The organism is Amycolatopsis sp. cg9 (assembly GCF_041346945.1).
Lineage (GTDB): Bacteria > Actinomycetota > Actinomycetes > Mycobacteriales > Pseudonocardiaceae > Amycolatopsis.
On record NZ_CP166850.1, the window covers coordinates 3445308 to 3461010 of the forward strand.

Annotated in this window: 17 protein-coding genes; 8 read left to right on the forward strand and 9 right to left on the reverse strand. The window is 69.6% G+C overall.

Translation table 11 applies throughout. From position 1 onward, the window contains the following. Positions 1–42 precede the first annotated feature (42 nt). Positions 43–366: a winged helix-turn-helix transcriptional regulator gene (locus tag AB5J73_RS16600; RefSeq protein ID WP_370970560.1), complete on the forward strand. Its 324-nt coding sequence runs from the start codon at positions 43–45 to the stop codon at positions 364–366. On the opposite strand, the gene AB5J73_RS16605 is transcribed toward AB5J73_RS16600, so the two are convergent. Together AB5J73_RS16605 and AB5J73_RS16610 are read right to left on the reverse strand one after the other, a co-directional pair. Beyond that, the gene (locus AB5J73_RS16605; RefSeq protein WP_370970561.1) at positions 257–907 is read right to left on the reverse strand and encodes a hypothetical protein; all 651 of its coding nucleotides are present in this window, start codon (positions 905–907) and stop codon (positions 257–259) included. The two genes, AB5J73_RS16600 and AB5J73_RS16605, sit on opposite strands and share 110 nt — an antisense overlap. Before the next feature lie 120 nt (positions 908–1027). After that, entirely contained in the window at positions 1028–2014 is a 987-nt protein-coding gene (locus AB5J73_RS16610) for a sugar-binding transcriptional regulator (protein WP_370970562.1), read from the reverse strand. A 129-nt stretch (positions 2015–2143) separates the two neighbouring features. Here AB5J73_RS16610 and AB5J73_RS16615 point away from each other — a divergent pair, with 129 nt between their 5' ends. The 5 genes from AB5J73_RS16615 to AB5J73_RS16635 are packed head-to-tail and all read left to right on the forward strand — an operon-like array spanning position 2144 to position 7316. Next, the gene (locus AB5J73_RS16615; protein ID WP_370970563.1) at positions 2144–3148 is read left to right on the forward strand and encodes a zinc-dependent alcohol dehydrogenase family protein; all 1005 of its coding nucleotides are present in this window, start codon (positions 2144–2146) and stop codon (positions 3146–3148) included. Beyond that, positions 3135–4475, forward strand: a complete 1341-nt coding sequence (locus tag AB5J73_RS16620; RefSeq protein ID WP_370970564.1) for a sugar ABC transporter substrate-binding protein — start codon at positions 3135–3137, stop codon at positions 4473–4475. The genes AB5J73_RS16615 and AB5J73_RS16620 overlap by 14 nt, the downstream gene beginning before the upstream one ends. Further along, positions 4475–5407, forward strand: a complete 933-nt coding sequence (locus AB5J73_RS16625; RefSeq protein ID WP_370970565.1) for a carbohydrate ABC transporter permease — start codon at positions 4475–4477, stop codon at positions 5405–5407. The genes AB5J73_RS16620 and AB5J73_RS16625 overlap by 1 nt, the downstream gene beginning before the upstream one ends. After that, positions 5404–6240, forward strand: a complete 837-nt coding sequence (locus tag AB5J73_RS16630) for a carbohydrate ABC transporter permease (protein WP_370970566.1) — start codon at positions 5404–5406, stop codon at positions 6238–6240. The genes AB5J73_RS16625 and AB5J73_RS16630 overlap by 4 nt, the downstream gene beginning before the upstream one ends. 2 nt (positions 6241–6242) lie before the next feature. Further along, positions 6243–7316, forward strand: coding sequence for an ABC transporter ATP-binding protein (locus tag AB5J73_RS16635; RefSeq protein ID WP_370970567.1), 1074 nt, complete (start codon positions 6243–6245; stop codon positions 7314–7316). Between the two features lie 60 nt (positions 7317–7376). Here the strand turns inward: AB5J73_RS16635 and AB5J73_RS16640 are convergent, their stop codons facing one another. The 3 genes from AB5J73_RS16640 to AB5J73_RS16650 are packed head-to-tail and all read right to left on the reverse strand — an operon-like array spanning position 7377 to position 10038. Then, positions 7377–7571 (reverse strand): ferredoxin, encoded by a 195-nt coding sequence (locus AB5J73_RS16640; protein ID WP_290056061.1) that lies wholly within the window; start codon positions 7569–7571, stop codon positions 7377–7379. Between the two features lie 38 nt (positions 7572–7609). Further along, positions 7610–8803 carry a cytochrome P450 gene (locus AB5J73_RS16645; RefSeq protein WP_370970568.1) on the reverse strand — a complete coding sequence of 398 codons (1194 nt, stop codon included), beginning with the start codon at positions 8801–8803 and terminating at the stop codon, positions 7610–7612. Positions 8804–8814: 11 nt separating this feature from the next. Next, on the reverse strand, positions 8815–10038 hold the full coding sequence (locus tag AB5J73_RS16650) for a cytochrome P450 (protein WP_370970569.1): 1224 nt from the start codon (positions 10036–10038) through the stop codon (positions 8815–8817). Positions 10039–10217: 179 nt separating this feature from the next. Here AB5J73_RS16650 and AB5J73_RS16655 point away from each other — a divergent pair, with 179 nt between their 5' ends. Both AB5J73_RS16655 and AB5J73_RS16660 read left to right on the forward strand, forming a co-directional pair. Then, complete coding sequence (locus AB5J73_RS16655; RefSeq protein WP_370970570.1) at positions 10218–10856, forward strand: TetR/AcrR family transcriptional regulator; 639 nt, start codon at positions 10218–10220, stop codon at positions 10854–10856. A gap of 226 nt (positions 10857–11082) precedes the next feature. Further along, complete coding sequence (locus AB5J73_RS16660) at positions 11083–11781, forward strand: hypothetical protein (RefSeq protein ID WP_370970571.1); 699 nt, start codon at positions 11083–11085, stop codon at positions 11779–11781. Here AB5J73_RS16660 and AB5J73_RS16665 read toward each other — a convergent pair. From AB5J73_RS16665 to deoC, 4 genes are all read right to left on the reverse strand, one after another. Further along, complete coding sequence (locus AB5J73_RS16665; RefSeq protein ID WP_370970572.1) at positions 11778–12284, reverse strand: hypothetical protein; 507 nt, start codon at positions 12282–12284, stop codon at positions 11778–11780. The genes AB5J73_RS16660 and AB5J73_RS16665 overlap by 4 nt on opposite strands. Positions 12285–12415: 131 nt before the next feature. After that, complete coding sequence (locus tag AB5J73_RS16670; protein ID WP_370970573.1) at positions 12416–13282, reverse strand: aldehyde dehydrogenase family protein; 867 nt, start codon at positions 13280–13282, stop codon at positions 12416–12418. Then, positions 13275–14708 carry an aldehyde dehydrogenase family protein gene (locus AB5J73_RS16675; protein ID WP_370970574.1) on the reverse strand — a complete coding sequence of 478 codons (1434 nt, stop codon included), beginning with the start codon at positions 14706–14708 and terminating at the stop codon, positions 13275–13277. The genes AB5J73_RS16670 and AB5J73_RS16675 overlap by 8 nt, the downstream gene beginning before the upstream one ends. Continuing rightward, the gene (deoC, locus tag AB5J73_RS16680; protein WP_370970575.1) at positions 14708–15682 is read right to left on the reverse strand and encodes a deoxyribose-phosphate aldolase; all 975 of its coding nucleotides are present in this window, start codon (positions 15680–15682) and stop codon (positions 14708–14710) included. The genes AB5J73_RS16675 and deoC overlap by 1 nt, the downstream gene beginning before the upstream one ends. Positions 15683–15703: the final 21 nt, after the last annotated feature.

A 15703-nucleotide genomic window follows, 5' to 3' on the forward strand; every position in this document is an offset into this window, starting at 1 on the left:
CAGCACGACGGTAGGAACCCGGGAAGGAACCGAACGGTAACCATGGACTTCCTCGCCGACTGCCGGACGCGGCTCGCGTTCGACCTGGTCGCCAACACCTGGAACCCGGTGGTGCTCTGGGCGCTGCGCCACGGGCCGCGGCGGCACGTCGACCTGCGGCGCGAGATCGGCGGGATCAGCGCCAAGGCGCTCACGGAAACCGTGCGGCGCCTGGAGTCCGACGGTCTCGTCGAGCGTCGCGAAGGCGCGTACGCGCTCACGTCGTTGGGCTCAAGCTTCCTGGAGCCGATCGAGGGCTTCGGGCGCTGGGCCGCTGAGCACGGCGACGCCGTCGTCGCCGCTCAAAGCCGAGCACGACCAGCGTGACCAGGGACAACGCGGGCAACGGGTAGCCGATCAGGAGCCCGGCGGTGACGTCGAAAACCGGTGCGGCGACCCCGGCCACGAACACCCACGTCGGCGCGGTCGGCGGTTTCGCGGCCGGGGACCACGGCGTCTTGCGGCCCGGCTTCGCGACCGAAAGCCACGCCTGGAACGCCAGCGCGCTCGCCATCGACGCCGCCCCCGCGATCTGCGGCCAGGCGACGGTGCCGGTGTCCGCGGATTCGTGCAGCGCGGGGGAGAGCAGGAAGATCCCGGCGTAGAGCTGCACCAGTGTCAGGGCGAACTTCGTGAGCACCCACCAGTGCCGGAAGTAGCCCCACGCGGTCGCGCCGGCGAGCAGGAGGCCGGTGAACGCGGAGGCGTTCGCCATCGGCGCGAGCAGCACGGTGTCGAGCCGCTCGGCCATCGCGGGCGCGCCCGTGGCGGTCAGCACGACCAAGGCGAGGGCCTGGCTCATCCAGGCGACGGACGACACGACGTGCAGCCAGACGACGGCCTGGCGCCAGCGGGGAGAAGTCTTCACGCCGTTCAGGCTCGCCGAACCGACGACCACGGCACATCGGGCGCGACCCGGGTTTCGCCCCGGAGCCCGGGAGGCCGCGCGTACTCCCGGCGGAGTACGAACCCGCGGCGGCCGTACGCCTCAGGTGGTCGTGACCGGGTTTTTCGCGGCCAGGGCCAGGAGGGGGACCGCGGCCGCCGCGTCGGTGATGAGCGTCGAGACCATGCCCGACCGCAGGACCGCGTCCACCGCCGCCGCCTTCGGCTTGCTGTAGCCCAGCGCGATCACCTCCGGCACCGCCGTCAGCTCCTCGTGGCTGATCGCCAGCACGTGGTGCGCCAGCCCGGTCGACAACGCGTTCCCGGCCGCGTCGAACAGCCGCGCGGCCACCTCCGCGGTCGCCCCGCGGGCCGCGATCGCCGCCCGCTCGGCCTCGTCCAGCGCGTCGTACACCGTCGATTCGCCGGGCTGCCACGCGCCGATGCTGACCACCGCCTTGGTCAGGTTCCGGAACTGCCCGAACGTCTCCGCGATCCCCGGCTGCCGCCGCAGCGTCTCGGTCGTGCGGCGGTCGGGCAGCACCAGCGGGCCGAAGATCGGGTAGGGGTCGCCGCCGGACACCGCCGTCACGCGGCTGACCGTCTCCACCGAGCGGCCGCGCATGTCCATCCCCGCCTGCACCCCGCACAGCTGGACGACCGGGCAGCGCGGCAGCGTCCGGATGGCCTCGGTCATCGCGTTGACCGAGCGCGCCCACGACAGCCCGATGACGTCCGACGGGGTCGCGATCTCCTCCAGCAGCCGGGCGGCCAGCGCCCCGATCTTCGCCCGGACGACCTCCTTCGGCTCCCGCTCGGTTGAGCGCTCGAGCACGAGGGCCCGCTGCAGGCCGTACGCCGAGCGCACCTCGTCCGACAGCGCCAGGTCCACCGGTGCCGGCAGGGCGAACTCCACCCGGACCAGCCCGGACTCCATGGCCGTGTCGAGCATCCGCGCGACCTTGAACCGGCTGACCCCGAACTCGTCGGCGATCTCCAGCTTGGAGCGTCCCTGCACGTAGAAGCGCCGGGCGACGGTCGCCAGCAGCATAGCTTCGGTGAGCGACGACTGCTTCCTAGTGGTGCTCATATGAGCACTATAGCCAGAAATATTCCCGAAAGGTTGACGTAACACACATGTCAGACCTGTAATGCCTTCACATGTTCTCGACGCCATAGGTCAATGCCGCTCATATGAGCGCGAGGAAAGGGGCTTGGCATGCGTGCCGCCATCATCGACCGGCCCGGCGAGATCAGGGTCGGTGAGGTGCCCGATCCGAAGCCGCGGGAACGCGAGGTGGTCGTCAAGGTCGGGGCCTGCGGGATCTGCGGGACCGATCTGCACATCGCGGACGGGCACTTCCCGCCCACCCCGTACCCGATCATCCCCGGCCACGAGTTCTCCGGGGAGATCGTCGAGCTCGGCTCGGACGTGCCGGGCGGCTGGCAGGTCGGTGACCGCGTCGCTGTCGACCCGTCGCTGTTCTGCGGCTACTGCGGCCCGTGCCGCTCCGGCCACGGCAACCTGTGCGCCAACTGGAACGCCACCGGCGACACCGTCGACGGCGCCTTCGCCGAGTACGTCGCCGTCCCGTCGGCGAACTGCTACCGCATGCCCGACACGATGACCTGGGAACAGGGCGCGCTGGTCGAGCCGGTCTCCTGCGCGGTGCACGGCGTGCGCCGCGTCGGCGTCGAAGCCGGCGAACGCTTCCTGGTCGTCGGCGCCGGCACGATGGGCCTGATCATGCAGCAGCTGCTGCAGCGGGCCGGCGCGCACGTCACGGTGGTCGACCGCAACGCCGACCGGCTGCCGCGCGCGTCCCGGCTCGGCGCCGTCGCCACCGCGGCGGACGTCGGCGAGCTGAACGACGAGAAGTTCGACGTCGCCGTCGACTGCACCGGCGCCGCGCCCGCCATCGAAGCGGCCTTCGACGCCACCCGCCGCGGTGGCCGGCTGCTCGTCTTCGGCGTCGCGCCGGCCGAAGCCCGCGTCGCGCTCTCGCCGTTCCGCATCTACAACGACGAGATCACCATCGTCGGCTCGATGGCCGTGCTGAACAGCTACGGCGCCGCGCTCGACCTCGTCGGAGGCGGCGCGATCGACACCGAAGAGCTGCTCACCGACCGGCTGCCGCTCGAGCGGTACCCGGACGCGCTGGCCAAGATGCGCAGCGGCGCGGGCCTCAAGGTGCAGGTGCTCCCGGGAGGTGGCCGTGCGTAAGCTGCTCACCCTCCTCGCCGCGACGTCGCTGGTGGCCACCGGGTGCGCGGGCGCCGGTTCGGTCGGCCAGGGCAACTCGACACTCGTCATCGCGATCGTGTCCAACCCGCAGATGAAGGACGCGATCTCGCTCGCGCCCGAGTTCGAGAAGGTCACCGGCATCAACCTGAAGTTCGTGTCGCTGCCGGAAAACCAGGCCCGCGCGAAGATCACCGCGTCGACCGCCACCGAGGGCGGCGAGTTCGACGTCGTCATGATCAGCAACTACGAGGCCCCGCAGTGGGCGGCCAACGGCTGGCTCGAGAACCTCGAACCGCACATGGCGGCCACCCAGGGCTACGACGAAGGCGACTTCATCCCCAGCATCAAGCAGTCGCTGTCGTACCAGAACCAGATGTACGCGGTGCCGTTCTACGGCGAGTCGTCGTTCCTGGCCTACCGCAAGGACCTCTTCGAGAAGGCCGGGCTCACCATGCCGGCCAAGCCGACGTGGCAGCAGATCGCCGGCTTCGCCGCGAAGCTCGACGACAAGGCCAACGGCGTCGCCGGCATCTGCCTGCGCGGCAAGCCCGGCTGGGGCGAGAGCCTCGCGCCGTTCACCACGGTGGCCAACACCTTCGGCGCCCAGTGGTTCGACAAGGACTGGAACGCCAAGCTGACGTCGCCGGAGTTCGAGGAAGCCGCGAACTTCTACGTGAACCTGATCCGCGAGCACGGCGAGGTCGGCGCCTCCAGCGCCGGGTTCTCCGAGTGCGGCACGCGCTACACCCAGGGCAACGCGGCGATGTGGTACGACGCGACGGTCATGGCGGGCACCAACGAGGACCCGTCGAGCAGCAAGATCGTCGGCAAGTCCGGGTACACGGCGGCGCCGGTCGTCAAGACGCAGGCCAGCGGCTGGCTCTACACCTGGGCGCTGGGCATCCCGAAGGTCGCCAAGGACAAGGACGCGGCCTGGAAGTTCATGGCCTGGATGACCGACAAGGCGTACGTGCAGAAGGTCGGCCAGACCTACGGCTGGAACCGCGTCCCGCCGGGCGTGCGTCAGTCCACTTACGACATTCCCGACTACGCCAAGGCCGCCGCGGCCTACGCGAAGCCCACTTTGGACGGGATCGCGGACGCGAACCAGCAGAAGGTCATGGCGAACCCGGTGCCCTACCCGGGCATCCAGTTCGTCGGCATCCCCGAGTTCCAGGACCTCGGCACCCGGGTGAGCCAGCAGCTGTCGGCGGCGATCGCCGGGCGCCAGTCCGTCGACGACGCGCTGAAGCAGTCCCAGGACTACGCCCAGACCGTGGGCGACTCCTACAAGGCGGTGCAGTGATGTCCACGCTCTCGGTAGATACGCCCAAGCCCCAGGCACACGCCAAGACCGCGGAGAAACGCGGCCTGAGCACCGCGGCCAAGCGGCGGCTGCCGCTGCTGCCCGCGCTGGTCTTCGTCATCGCGGTGACGCAGCTGCCGTTCCTGCTCACCGTGTTCTACTCGTTCCAGTCGTGGAACCTGGTCCGCCCGGGTTCGCGGCACTTCGTCGGCCTGGACAACTACATCGACGTCTTCAGCGATACGACGTTCCTGGTCGCGCTGCTCAACACCGTGGTGCTGACCGTGGTGTGCGTGCTGGTCGCGCTGCTGCTGGGCCTCGGCCTGGCGATCCTGCTCGACCGGAAGTTCTTCGGCCGCGGCGTCGTCCGGACGCTGCTGATCACGCCGTTCCTCATCCTGCCGGCGGCCGGCGCGCTGCTGTGGAAGACGACGATGTTCGACCCGACCTACGGGCTGCTGCACTTCGTCTTCGGCACCGACGTCGACTGGCTTTCGGAGTTCCCGCTGGCCTCGGTGATGGCGCAGATCGTGTGGCAGTGGACGCCGTTCATGATGCTGCTCATCCTGGCCGGCCTGCAGAGCCAGTCCAAAGAGGTCCTGGAAGCGGCCGCTGTGGACGGTGCGAGCCGGTGGCGGACGTTCGTGTCCATCACGCTGCCGCACCTGTCCCGGTTCCTGCAGCTGGCGACGCTGCTGGGCGCGATCTACATCGTGAACAGCTTCGACGCGATCTTCCTGATGACCCAGGGCGGCCCGGGCACGGCGAGCACGAACCTGCCGTACTACATCTACCAGCGCGCGTTCGAAGGCTTCGACGTCGGCCAGTCGTCCGCGATGGGCGTGGTCGTCGTGATCCTGACGATGATCGTCGCGACCTTCGCGCTGCGCTTGATGTTCCGCACGTTCTCCGTGAGCGGAGGGATCAAATGACCACGACCGCCGCACCCCGCAAGCGGGCCTACGGCAAGGGGTCGCTGACCCTGGCGACCTGGGTGATCGCGATCCTGTTCGTCTTCCCGCTGCTGTGGATGATCCTCACGGCGTTCAAGCAGGAGGCGGACGCCTACACCGACCCGCCCAAACTGCTGTTCACCCCGACGTTCGACCAGATCGGCAACGTCCTGAGCGGCGGGTTCCTGCCGTACGTGTCCAACTCGGCGTTCGTCACGATCCTTTCGACGGCGCTGGTGCTGCTCTTCGGCGTCCCGGCGGCGTACGCGCTGTCGCTGGCGCCGGTCAAGGGCACGTCGAACGCGCTCGGGTTCTTCCTCTCGACGAAGATGCTGCCGATCGTGGCGGCGATCATCCCGCTGTACATCATTTCCCAGAACACCGAGCTGCTCGACACGGTGTGGGCGCTGGTCATCCTCTACACGTCGATGAACCTGCCGCTGGCGATCTGGATGATGCGGTCGTTCTTCCTCGAGGTGCCGCACGAGATGATCGAGGCGGGCCGGATCGACGGCGCGAACCTGCCGACGCTGCTGCGCAAGATCATCATGCCGGTGGTCGCGCCCGGGATCGCGGCGACGGCGCTGATCTGCGTCATCTTCTCCTGGACCGAGTTCTTCTACGCGGTCAACCTGACGGCGGCGCGGGCCGGCACGGTGCCGGTGTTCCTCGTCGGGTTCATCACCAGTGAGGGCCTGTACTGGGCCCAGCTTTCCGCCGCCGCGCTGCTGGCTTCGCTGCCGGTGATGATCGTCGGCTGGATCGCCCAGAACCACCTCGTCCGGGGGCTGTCGATGGGAGCGGTGAAGTAGTCATGGCGGGAGTCAGTTACGAACAGGCGTCGCGGATCTACCCGGGCACGCACGAGGTGCGGGCGGTCGACCAGCTCGACCTGTCGGTGCCGGACGGCGAGTTCCTGGTCCTGGTCGGGCCGTCGGGCTCGGGCAAGTCGACGGCGCTGCGGATGCTCGCCGGGCTGGAGGACGTCGACGAGGGCGCCATCCGCATCGGCGACCGCGACGTCACGCACCTGCCGCCGAAGGACCGGGACATCGCGATGGTGTTCCAGTCCTACGCGCTGTACCCGCACATGACGGTGGCCGACAACATGGGCTTCGCGCTGAAGCTGCGCGGACTGTCCAAAGCGGACATCGACGCCAAGGTGGCCGAGGCCGCGAAGATGCTGGACCTGACTCGCTTCTTGGACCGCAAGCCGAAGGCGCTGTCCGGCGGGCAGCGGCAGCGCGTCGCGATGGGCCGGGCGATCGTGCGCGAGCCCAGTGTGTTCCTGATGGACGAACCACTGTCCAACCTGGACGCGAAGCTGCGGGTCGAGACCCGGGCGAACATCGCTCAGCTGCAACGCCGGCTCCGGACGACGACCATCTACGTCACGCACGACCAGGTCGAGGCGATGACGATGGGCGACCGGGTGGCGGTGCTCAAGGACGGCGTGCTGCAGCAGTGCGCGTCACCGCGGGAGCTGTACGAGAACCCGACGAACTCGTTCGTGGCGGGCTTCATCGGATCCCCGGCGATGAATCTGGCGACGCTGCCGCTGACCGAAGGCGGCGTCCAGCTCGGTGACGTCACCCTGCCGCTGCCGCGGTCGGTTCTGACGGCCGCCGGGGACCTGCGCGAGGTCGTCTTCGGCGTCCGCCCGGAGTCGCTGCAGCTGGTGTCCGAGGGCGGCTTCGAGCTGGTGGTGGAGCTGGTCGAGGAGCTGGGCGCCGACGCGTACCTGCACGGCAAGGTGGGCGACGACCGTTTCGTCGTCCGCGTCGACGGCCGCACGCCGCCCCGGATGGGCGACAACGTCCGGGTGGGCCTGCGCGGCGAAGGTGAGACGCACGCGTTCCACCCGGAGACGACGCTGCGCCTCTCCTGAAAGAACAGGCCACGGCCACCTCGCGGGAACCCCTTACCCGCGAGGTGGCCGTTTCCCTCGCTACTCCTGCAGGGAGAGGGCCTGGCTGGGACAGACGTGCACCGCTTCGCGGGCCTTCTCGACCAGCTCGCCCTCCGGCGTCTCGTTCAGCACGATGACCGTGCCGTCGTCCTCGCTCTGGTCGAACAGCGCGGGCTCGGTGAGCACGCACTGACCGGCGCCGACGCACTTGCCGGTATCCGCGATGATCTTCATGGTCCTTCTTTCCTGTGGTGGGATGGCAGGTTCGATCTCTACCAGGTCACCGGCAGCCGGTACAGGCCGTAGATGTTCGCGTCGTCCTTGAACGGCAGGTCGTCCACCGGAGCGCCCAGTGCCAGCGAAGGCACGCGGCGGAACAGCGTGTCGAACACGATCTGCAGCTCCATGCGGGCCAGGTTCTGGCCGAGGCACTGGTGCGGGCCGAAGCCGAACGCGACGTGGTGGCGGGCGCCGCGTTCGATGTCCAGCTCGTCGGCGTTTTCGAACGCCCGCGGGTCGCGGTTGGCGGCGTAACCCAGCGCCAGCACGCCTTCGCCGGCCCGGATCAGCCGGCCGCCGACCTCGATGTCCTCGACGCACAGGCGCGCCGTGGCCGCGTCCACGATCGTCCAGTAACGCAGCATCTCCTCGACCGCGTCGAGCGTCTTGCCCGGGTCGGCCTTGATCGCCGCGAGCTGCTCCGGGTTGCGCAGGAACGCCACGGTGGACAGCGAGATCATGTTCGCCGTCGTCTCGTGCCCGGCCACCAGCAGCAGGAACCCGGTCGCGGCCAGCTGCTCCCGCCGGTAGGTGCCGTCTTCGCGGAGCTTGACGATCTGCCGCCCGAGCAGGTCGTCCGGCGGGTTCGCCTCCTTCGTGGCGATGAGGTCGGCCATGTAACCGCGGATGGTGTCGAACGCCGCCCGCCGGTCTTCCGCCGACGTCGAGCGCTTGATCAGCTTCGCCGTGTGGGTCTGGAAGAAGTCGTGGTCGGTGTACGGGACGCCGAGCATCTCGCAGATCACCAGCGACGGCACCGGCAGCGACAGCGCCTCGACCAGGTCACCGGGATTCGGGCCGGCCAGCAGTGCGTCGATCCGCTCGTCGACGATCTCCTGGATCCGTGGCCGCAGCGCCTCCATCCGGCGGACGGTGAACTCGCCGAGCACGGCCTTGCGGGCCGGCCCGTGCTCGGGCGCGTCCATGGTGATCATGGTGCGCTCGTCGCCCTGCCGCCGGAACCCGCCCTTGACCAGCTGCGGGAAGTCCGGGTGCTGGCGGTCGGCGCTGAAGCGCCGGTCGTTCAGCACCGTGCGGACGTCCTCGAGGCGGGTGACCGCCCAGGCCTGGCCGCCGTCGGGCAGCCGCACCCGCGAGACCGGCTGCTCCTCGCGGATCTCCTCGTACGCCGGCGGCGGCGCGAACGGGCACGTGCGGGTCATCGGGAACTCGTGGACCGCGGTCATGGCGTCCCCCTTCACCAGGTCACGGGCAGGCAGTAGAGACCGAAGATGGACGAGTCGTGCTTGAACGGCAGCCGGTCGACGGGCGCGGCCAGCTTGAGCTCCGGGATCCGGCGGAAGAGCGTGTCGAAGACGATCTGCAGCTCCATCCGGGCCAGGTTCTGGCCGAGGCACTGGTGCGGCCCGAAGCCGAAGGCGACGTGGTGGCGCGCGCCGCGCTCGAGGTCGAGCTCGTCCGGGTTGTCGAAGGCCTCCGGGTCGCGGTTGCCGGAGTAGCTCAGCCCGAGCACGCCCTCGCCCTCGCGGATCAGCTGCCCGCCGATCTCGAGGTCCTCGGTGGCGACGCGCGAGGTCGCGAACTCCGCGATGGTGAAGTACCGCAGCAGCTCCTCGACGGCGTCGAGCGTCTTGCCGGGGTCGTTCTTGATGATGGCGAGCTGGTCCGGGTTCTCCAGCAGCGCGACCGTGCCCAGCGAGATCATGTTCGCCGTGGTCTCGTGGCCGGCGATGAGCAGCAGGAAGGCCAGCGAAACCAGCGAGTCGTGGTCGGCGTCGCCGTGCTCTTCGCGCTGCTTGAGGATCTGGCGGCCGAGCAGGTCGTCGGTCGGGTCGGCTTCCTTCTTCGCGACCAGCTGGTCGAGGTAGCCCTGCAGCTCGTCGACGGCCTTGACCCGGACTTCCTGGTCGACGTCCCGGTTGAGCAGCGTCGAGCTGCGGACCTGGAAGAACTCGTGGTCGTCGTAGGGCACGCCGAGCAGCTCGCAGATGACCAGCGACGGCACCGGCAGCGACAGCGCCGTGACCAGGTCGGCGGGCTTCGGCCCGGCCAGGATCGCGTCGATGTGCTCGTCGACGATCTGCTGGATGCGCGGCTCGAGGGCCTTCATCCGGCGGACGGTGAATTCGCCGACGACCTCGCGGCGGGCCGCGCCGTGCTCCGGCGGGTCCATGTTGATCAGCGACGCGGTGAAGTTGTTCCGCCGGACCGGCCGGCCCTGCTTGGTCAGGAACGGGAAGCCGGGGTTGAACCGGTCGGAGCTGAACCGCGGGTCGGTGAGCATCTGCCGGACGTCCTCGAGCCGGGTGATCGCCCACGCTTCCTGGCCGGACTGCAGCTCGACGCGGTGCACCGGGCCCGCCTCGCGGAGCTTCCCGTAGGCCGGCGGTGGGGCGAACGGACAGCTGCGCTCCATCGGGAACACGTCGCCCTGGGTGGTGGGTTCGGCGACTTCGGTCATTTCGGGCCCCCTAAATCGGACGTACAGTATGCGGAGGATTACATTCCGGTTCCTCAACCCAAGGTACCGAAGCGGAAGGAAGTCGTCCACTAGCTAACGGGTGACTCGATGCGGATCCATTGTGTGGCCGTCTGACCATGCGAGAATCAGCCCGCGCGATTCAGCGAGGAGCGAACGGCATGACGGCAGACCCCGAGACCACCCTGCGAGCGGACGCGCGGCGCAACCGCGACCAGATCCTCGCGGCGGCGAAGACCATCTTCGCCACGTCCGGTGCCGAGGTGCCGATGGAGGAGATCGCCCGGGCGGCCGGCGTCGGCGTCGGCACGCTCTACCGCCGCTTCCCGGACCGCGACGCGCTGATCCGCGCCGTCGCGATGGACAACTTCGAGCGCGTGCTGATCGACGCCAAGGTGATCGCGGCCGAGGAGACGTCGTCGTGGCGCGCGCTGGAGCGCCTGCTGCGGCAGTCGGTGGAGCTGCAGCTGAGCGTCCAGCTGGCGATGGTGTCGCCGCGGGCGCTGGTGATCCTGAAGAGCGACCCGGAGGTCCGCCGCCTGCGCGACGAGATCCTGGCGGTCCTGGACGACTTCGTCGACGGCGCGCAGGCCGAGGGCAAGCTCCGCCAGGACGTCGCCGCCGGCGACATCGCGATCCTGTTCGCGACGCTGCTGCGCCAGATGCGCGCGAAGTCCCCGGACGTCGCGGAAATGGCGGCGCGCCGCTGCGTCGGCATCATGATCGACGGCCTCAGCGCCGACCCGGGAACCGAACTCCCGGGGCGGCCGATCACATCCCGTGACCTGGACCCCAGCTGATTCCTGCGATTTCCGTGTTAATGTTCCGCCTCGTTCTGCCTGATTCTGGCCGTGGGGCGGGAAAATGCGACGAAGATCCGCGTTGTTGGTCATTCCCCTGCTGTTGCTCGTGAGCTGCGGTCAGGAGGGCGGCACGCCGGTCGCCGGGTCGGCTCCACCGGCGCCGACGACGTCCAGCGCGTCGCTCGCCCCGGCGACCTCGGTGCCGCCGAGCACGTCCCGATCCGTGCCGTCACCTGCGCCGACGCCGACCGCGCCGTCGGTGACACCGGCCCGGAACTGCGGCAGCCCGGAGTTCACCACGAGCGACCCGGACGGCGGCTGGTCCGACGGCGGGTACTACGTGCACAACAACATGTGGAACGCGGGTGAAGCGGGTCCGGAAACGCTGCGCGCGTGCGCGTACGACAACTGGTTCGTCGATTCCGTCCAACCCGATTCCACGTCGGTGAAAACCTATCCGAACGTGCACAAGGACATCAATGACCAGAACGGGAAACCGGTCAACGACTTTTCGGTGATCAGGTCGACCTTCGCGGGCCGCGGCCCGGGCGTCGGCATCTACGACGTGGCGTACGACCTGTGGCTGAACGGCGTGGGCAACGGCAACGGCGTCAGCGAGCTGATGGTCTGGACGGAGAACCGCAAACAGGTCCCGGCGGGCGACAAGCTGACGACGTACACCGCGGGCGGCTTCACCTACGACGTCTGGGCGGAGGACGAGGGCTACGTGGCGTTCGTTTCGCGGACGACGCAGTACTCGGGAACGGTGGACCTGAAGGCGATGATCGCGTGGGCGATCGGGAAGGGCCTGATCCCGCCGAACCCGACGGTGAACCAGATCGGGTACGGCATCGAGTTCTGCTCGACGGGCGGGGGCAAGGCGCGGTTCACGTTGACGGACTTCTCGGTGACGATGAGCTAGCGGGCGTAGCGCTCGATGGTCCGCTGGGAGGGGCGGAAGAGGGGCCAGGCGACCAGGACGTTGACCACGCACAGCGCGACCGCGACGGCCGGGAGCGTCAGGTAGGCCGCGACTCCCGGGGTCACGAGGTGGAGGGTGCGGGTCACGTTCTCGGCAGACCAAGTGAAGCGGCCGAGGAAGGTCACGTAGAAGAAGAGCGACGTGAAGAGGCCGGCGCCGACCGGTACGCCGAGCGGGTAAAGCGCCATGCCCGACTTTCGCCGGTCCAGGACGTCGCCCTGCGGGATCGTTGTCACCCACTGCCGGGCCAAGGTCATCGTCGCGCCGGAGACCAGCAGGAACAGGCCGAGGAAGACACCCGTGGCGGCCGTCATCGCGAACATCGGGCCGGAGCCGCCCGGCAGCAGGACGCCGCCGATCGGGAGTCCGAGCCCGATCAGCACGCCCGCGGCAACCGTGACCGCGCCCAGCGTCAGGCACGGGCCGCGGAGACGCGCGGCCATCCGCGGTGGGATCAGGATGGGTCCGTTCACAAGCTCCCCCGAAATACTCTGCGTATCCATTCGGGAGCATAGTGTCGTCGGATGTCACGGAGGCCACCACCCGGACCGGGTGGTGGCCTCCGTTCGTGAACTCAGACGCCCAGCGGGTGCCAGACCGTCTTCGCCTCCAGGTACCGCCGCAGCCGGGTCAGGTCCGGGGCTGTCGTCCAGTCCGGCTCCGCCTCCGGGACCCTCAGGACCCGCTTCACCGTGTTCGCCGCTTCGCGGGCCAGGTCCGGGCGGTCGGCCGGGGTGGCTCCCGTCGGGTCCAGCGCGTTGACGTCGCCGTGCGAAGCCAGCCACGAGCCCAGCTCCGAGGCGTGGCCCGTCAGGATGTTCGCCACGCCGCCCGGGACGTCCGACGTCGCCAGGACCTCGGACAGCGTGATCGCCGGGAGGGGGCGCTCCGCGCTCGAGACCACCACCGCCGTCGAGCCGGTGGCCAGGACCGGGGCCAGGACCTCGACCAGGCCCAGCAGGGACGAGCCCTGCGGCGCCAGCACCCCGACCACGCCGGTCGGCTCCGGGACGGTGAACGAGAAGTACGGGCCCGCCACCGGGTTCGCCGCGCCGAGGACCGTGGCGATCTTGTCCGTCCAGCCCGCGTACCAGACCCAGCGGTCGATCGCCGCGTCCACAATGGACTCGGCCTTCTTCGGTGCCAGTCCCTCCGAAGCGGACACTTCCGCGACGAACTGGTCGCGGCGGCCCTCCAGCACCTCGGCCACCCGGTAGAGCACTTGGCCGCGGTTGTAGGCCGTGGCGGAAGACCAGCCGGGGAACGCCTTCCGGGCCGCCACCACCGCGTCGCGGACGTCCTTGCGGGACGCGTGCGCCGCGTTGGCCAGGAACTTGCCCTTCGCGTCCGTCACCGGGTACACCCGGCCGGACTCCGAACGCGGGAATTTGCCGCCGATGTACAGCTTGTACGTCTTGGCGACGGAGATCCGATCAGACATCGAGGTAAGCCTCCAGCCCGGTGCGGCCGCCTTCGCGCCCGAAGCCGGATTCCTGGTAGCCGCCGAACGGGGCGGCGGGGTCGAAGCGGTTGAAGGTGTTGGCCCAGACCACGCCGGCGCGCAGCTGGTTCGCCATCCACAGGATCCGGGAGCCCTTTTCGGTCCAGATGCCCGCCGAAAGCCCGTACGGCGTGTTGTTCGCCTTCGCCACGGCCTCGTCCGGCGTGCGGAACGTCAGCACCGACAGCACCGGGCCGAAGATCTCCTCGCGGGCGATCCGCATCGACTGGTGCACGTTCGCGAACACCGTCGGGGCGAAGAAGAACCCGCGGTCCGGCACCGGGCACGGGCTGGTCCAGCGCTCCGCGCCTTCGGCGTCGCCGGACTCGACGAGCCCGCGGATCTTCGCCAGCTGCTCGGCGGAGTTGATCGCGCCGATGTCGGTGTTCTTGTCCAGCGGGTCGCCGATGCGCAGGGTCGAGACCCGGTAGCGCAGCTTCTCCAGCACCTCTTCGGCGACGGACTCCTGCACCAGCAGCCGCGAGCCCGCGCAGCAGACGTGGCCCTGGTTGAAGAAGATGCCGTTGACGATGCCCTCGATCGCCTGGTCCAGCGGGGCGTCCTCGAACACGATGTTCGCGGCCTTGCCGCCCAGCTCCAGCGTCAGCTTCTTCGGCGTGCCCGCGACCTGGCGCTGGATCGCCTTGCCGACCTCGGTCGAGCCGGTGAAGGCGATCTTGTCGATGTCGCCGTGCTCCACGATGGACGCGCCGATGTCGCCCGCGCCCGGGAGGATGTTGACGACGCCCGGCGGCAGCTCGGCCTGCTGGCAGATCTCCGCGAAGACCAGCGCGGTCAACGGCGTCGTCTCCGCGGGCTTGAGGACGACGGTGTTGCCCGTGGCCAGCGCCGGCGCGATCTTCCAGGCCAGCATCAGCAGCGGGAAGTTCCACGGGATGATCTGGCCCGCGACACCCAGCGGCTTCGGCGACGGCCCGTACCCCGCGTACTCGAGCTTGTCCGCCCAGCCGGCGTGGTAGAAGAAGTGCGCCGCCGCGGTCGGGACGTCGGAGTCGCGCGACTCCTTGATCGGCTTGCCGTTGTCGAGGCTCTCCAGCACCGCCAGCTCGCGCGAGCGCTCCTGGATCAGCCGGGCGATGCGGAAGAGGTACTTCGCGCGCTCGGTGCCCGGCATCTTCGACCAGACGCCGGTGTACGCCTTGCGCGCGGCCTTGACCGCGGTGTCCACATCGGACTTCGACGCGGTGCCGACCTCGGCCAGCACCTCTTCGGTGGCCGGGTTGACCGTCTTGAGCGGCTCACCCGAGCCGTCGACGAACTCGCCGTTGATAAACGGCTTGTAGTGGTCCTTGAGGTTCGCGATGGCGCGCGACTCCGGCGCCGGTGCGTACTCGAAAACGGGCATCAGTCCACCGTCACGTAGTCGGGGCCGCTGTAGTGGCCGTCCACCTGGGTGCGGCGCTGCAGCAGCAGGTCGTTGAGCAGGCTGGACGCGCCGAACCGGAACAGGTCCGGCACCAGCCACCGCTCGCCGGCGACCTCGTGCACGGCGACGAGGTACTTGATCGCGTCCTTCGTGGTCCGGATCCCGCCGGCGGGCTTGACGCCGCGCAGCTCGCCGGTCTGGACGTGCCAGTCGTGGACGGCCTGCAGCATGATGTGCGTGACCGGCAGCGTCGCGGCGGGGGAGACCTTGCCGGTGGAGGTCTTGATGAAGTCGCCGCCGGCCAGCAGCGCCAGCCACGACGCGCGCCGGACGTTGTCGTAGGTCGCCAGCTCGCCGGTCTCGAGGATGACCTTGAGGTGGGCGTCGCCGCACGCGGCCTTGATGGCCTGGATCTCCTCGAAGACGTCCATGTAGCGGCCCTCGAGGAAGGCGCCGCGGTCGATCACCATGTCGACTTCGTGCGCGCCGGCGTCGACGGCGATCTTGGTGTCGGCCAGCTTGATCTCCCGGCTGGTGCGCCCGGCGGGGAAGCCGGTCGCGACGCTCGCGACGTGGACGCCGCTGCCCTCGAGCGCTTCGACGGCGGTGGCGACCATGTCCGGGTACACGCAGACGGCGGCGACGCGCGGGGTGTCCTGGCGCTCGGGGTCGGGGCGGACGGCCTTCGCGGCCAGCGCCCGGACCTTGCCGCGGGTGTCGGCGCCCTCCAGGGTGGTCAGGTCGACCATGGAGATGGCGGTGTCGATGGCCCACCGCTTGGCGTCCTTCTTGATGCTGCGCGTGCCGAGGCCCGCCGCGCGCTGCTCGACGCCGACCTGGTCGACACCGGGCAGCCCGAGCAGGAAGCGGCGCAGGCTCGCGTCGTCGCGAGTCGCGTCCGCCAGCGGTGCCGGGGTGGCCGGCGCCGCTGACGTGCTGGTCGTGGCTGTCATGCGCCTGAGTCTAGGCGGCGG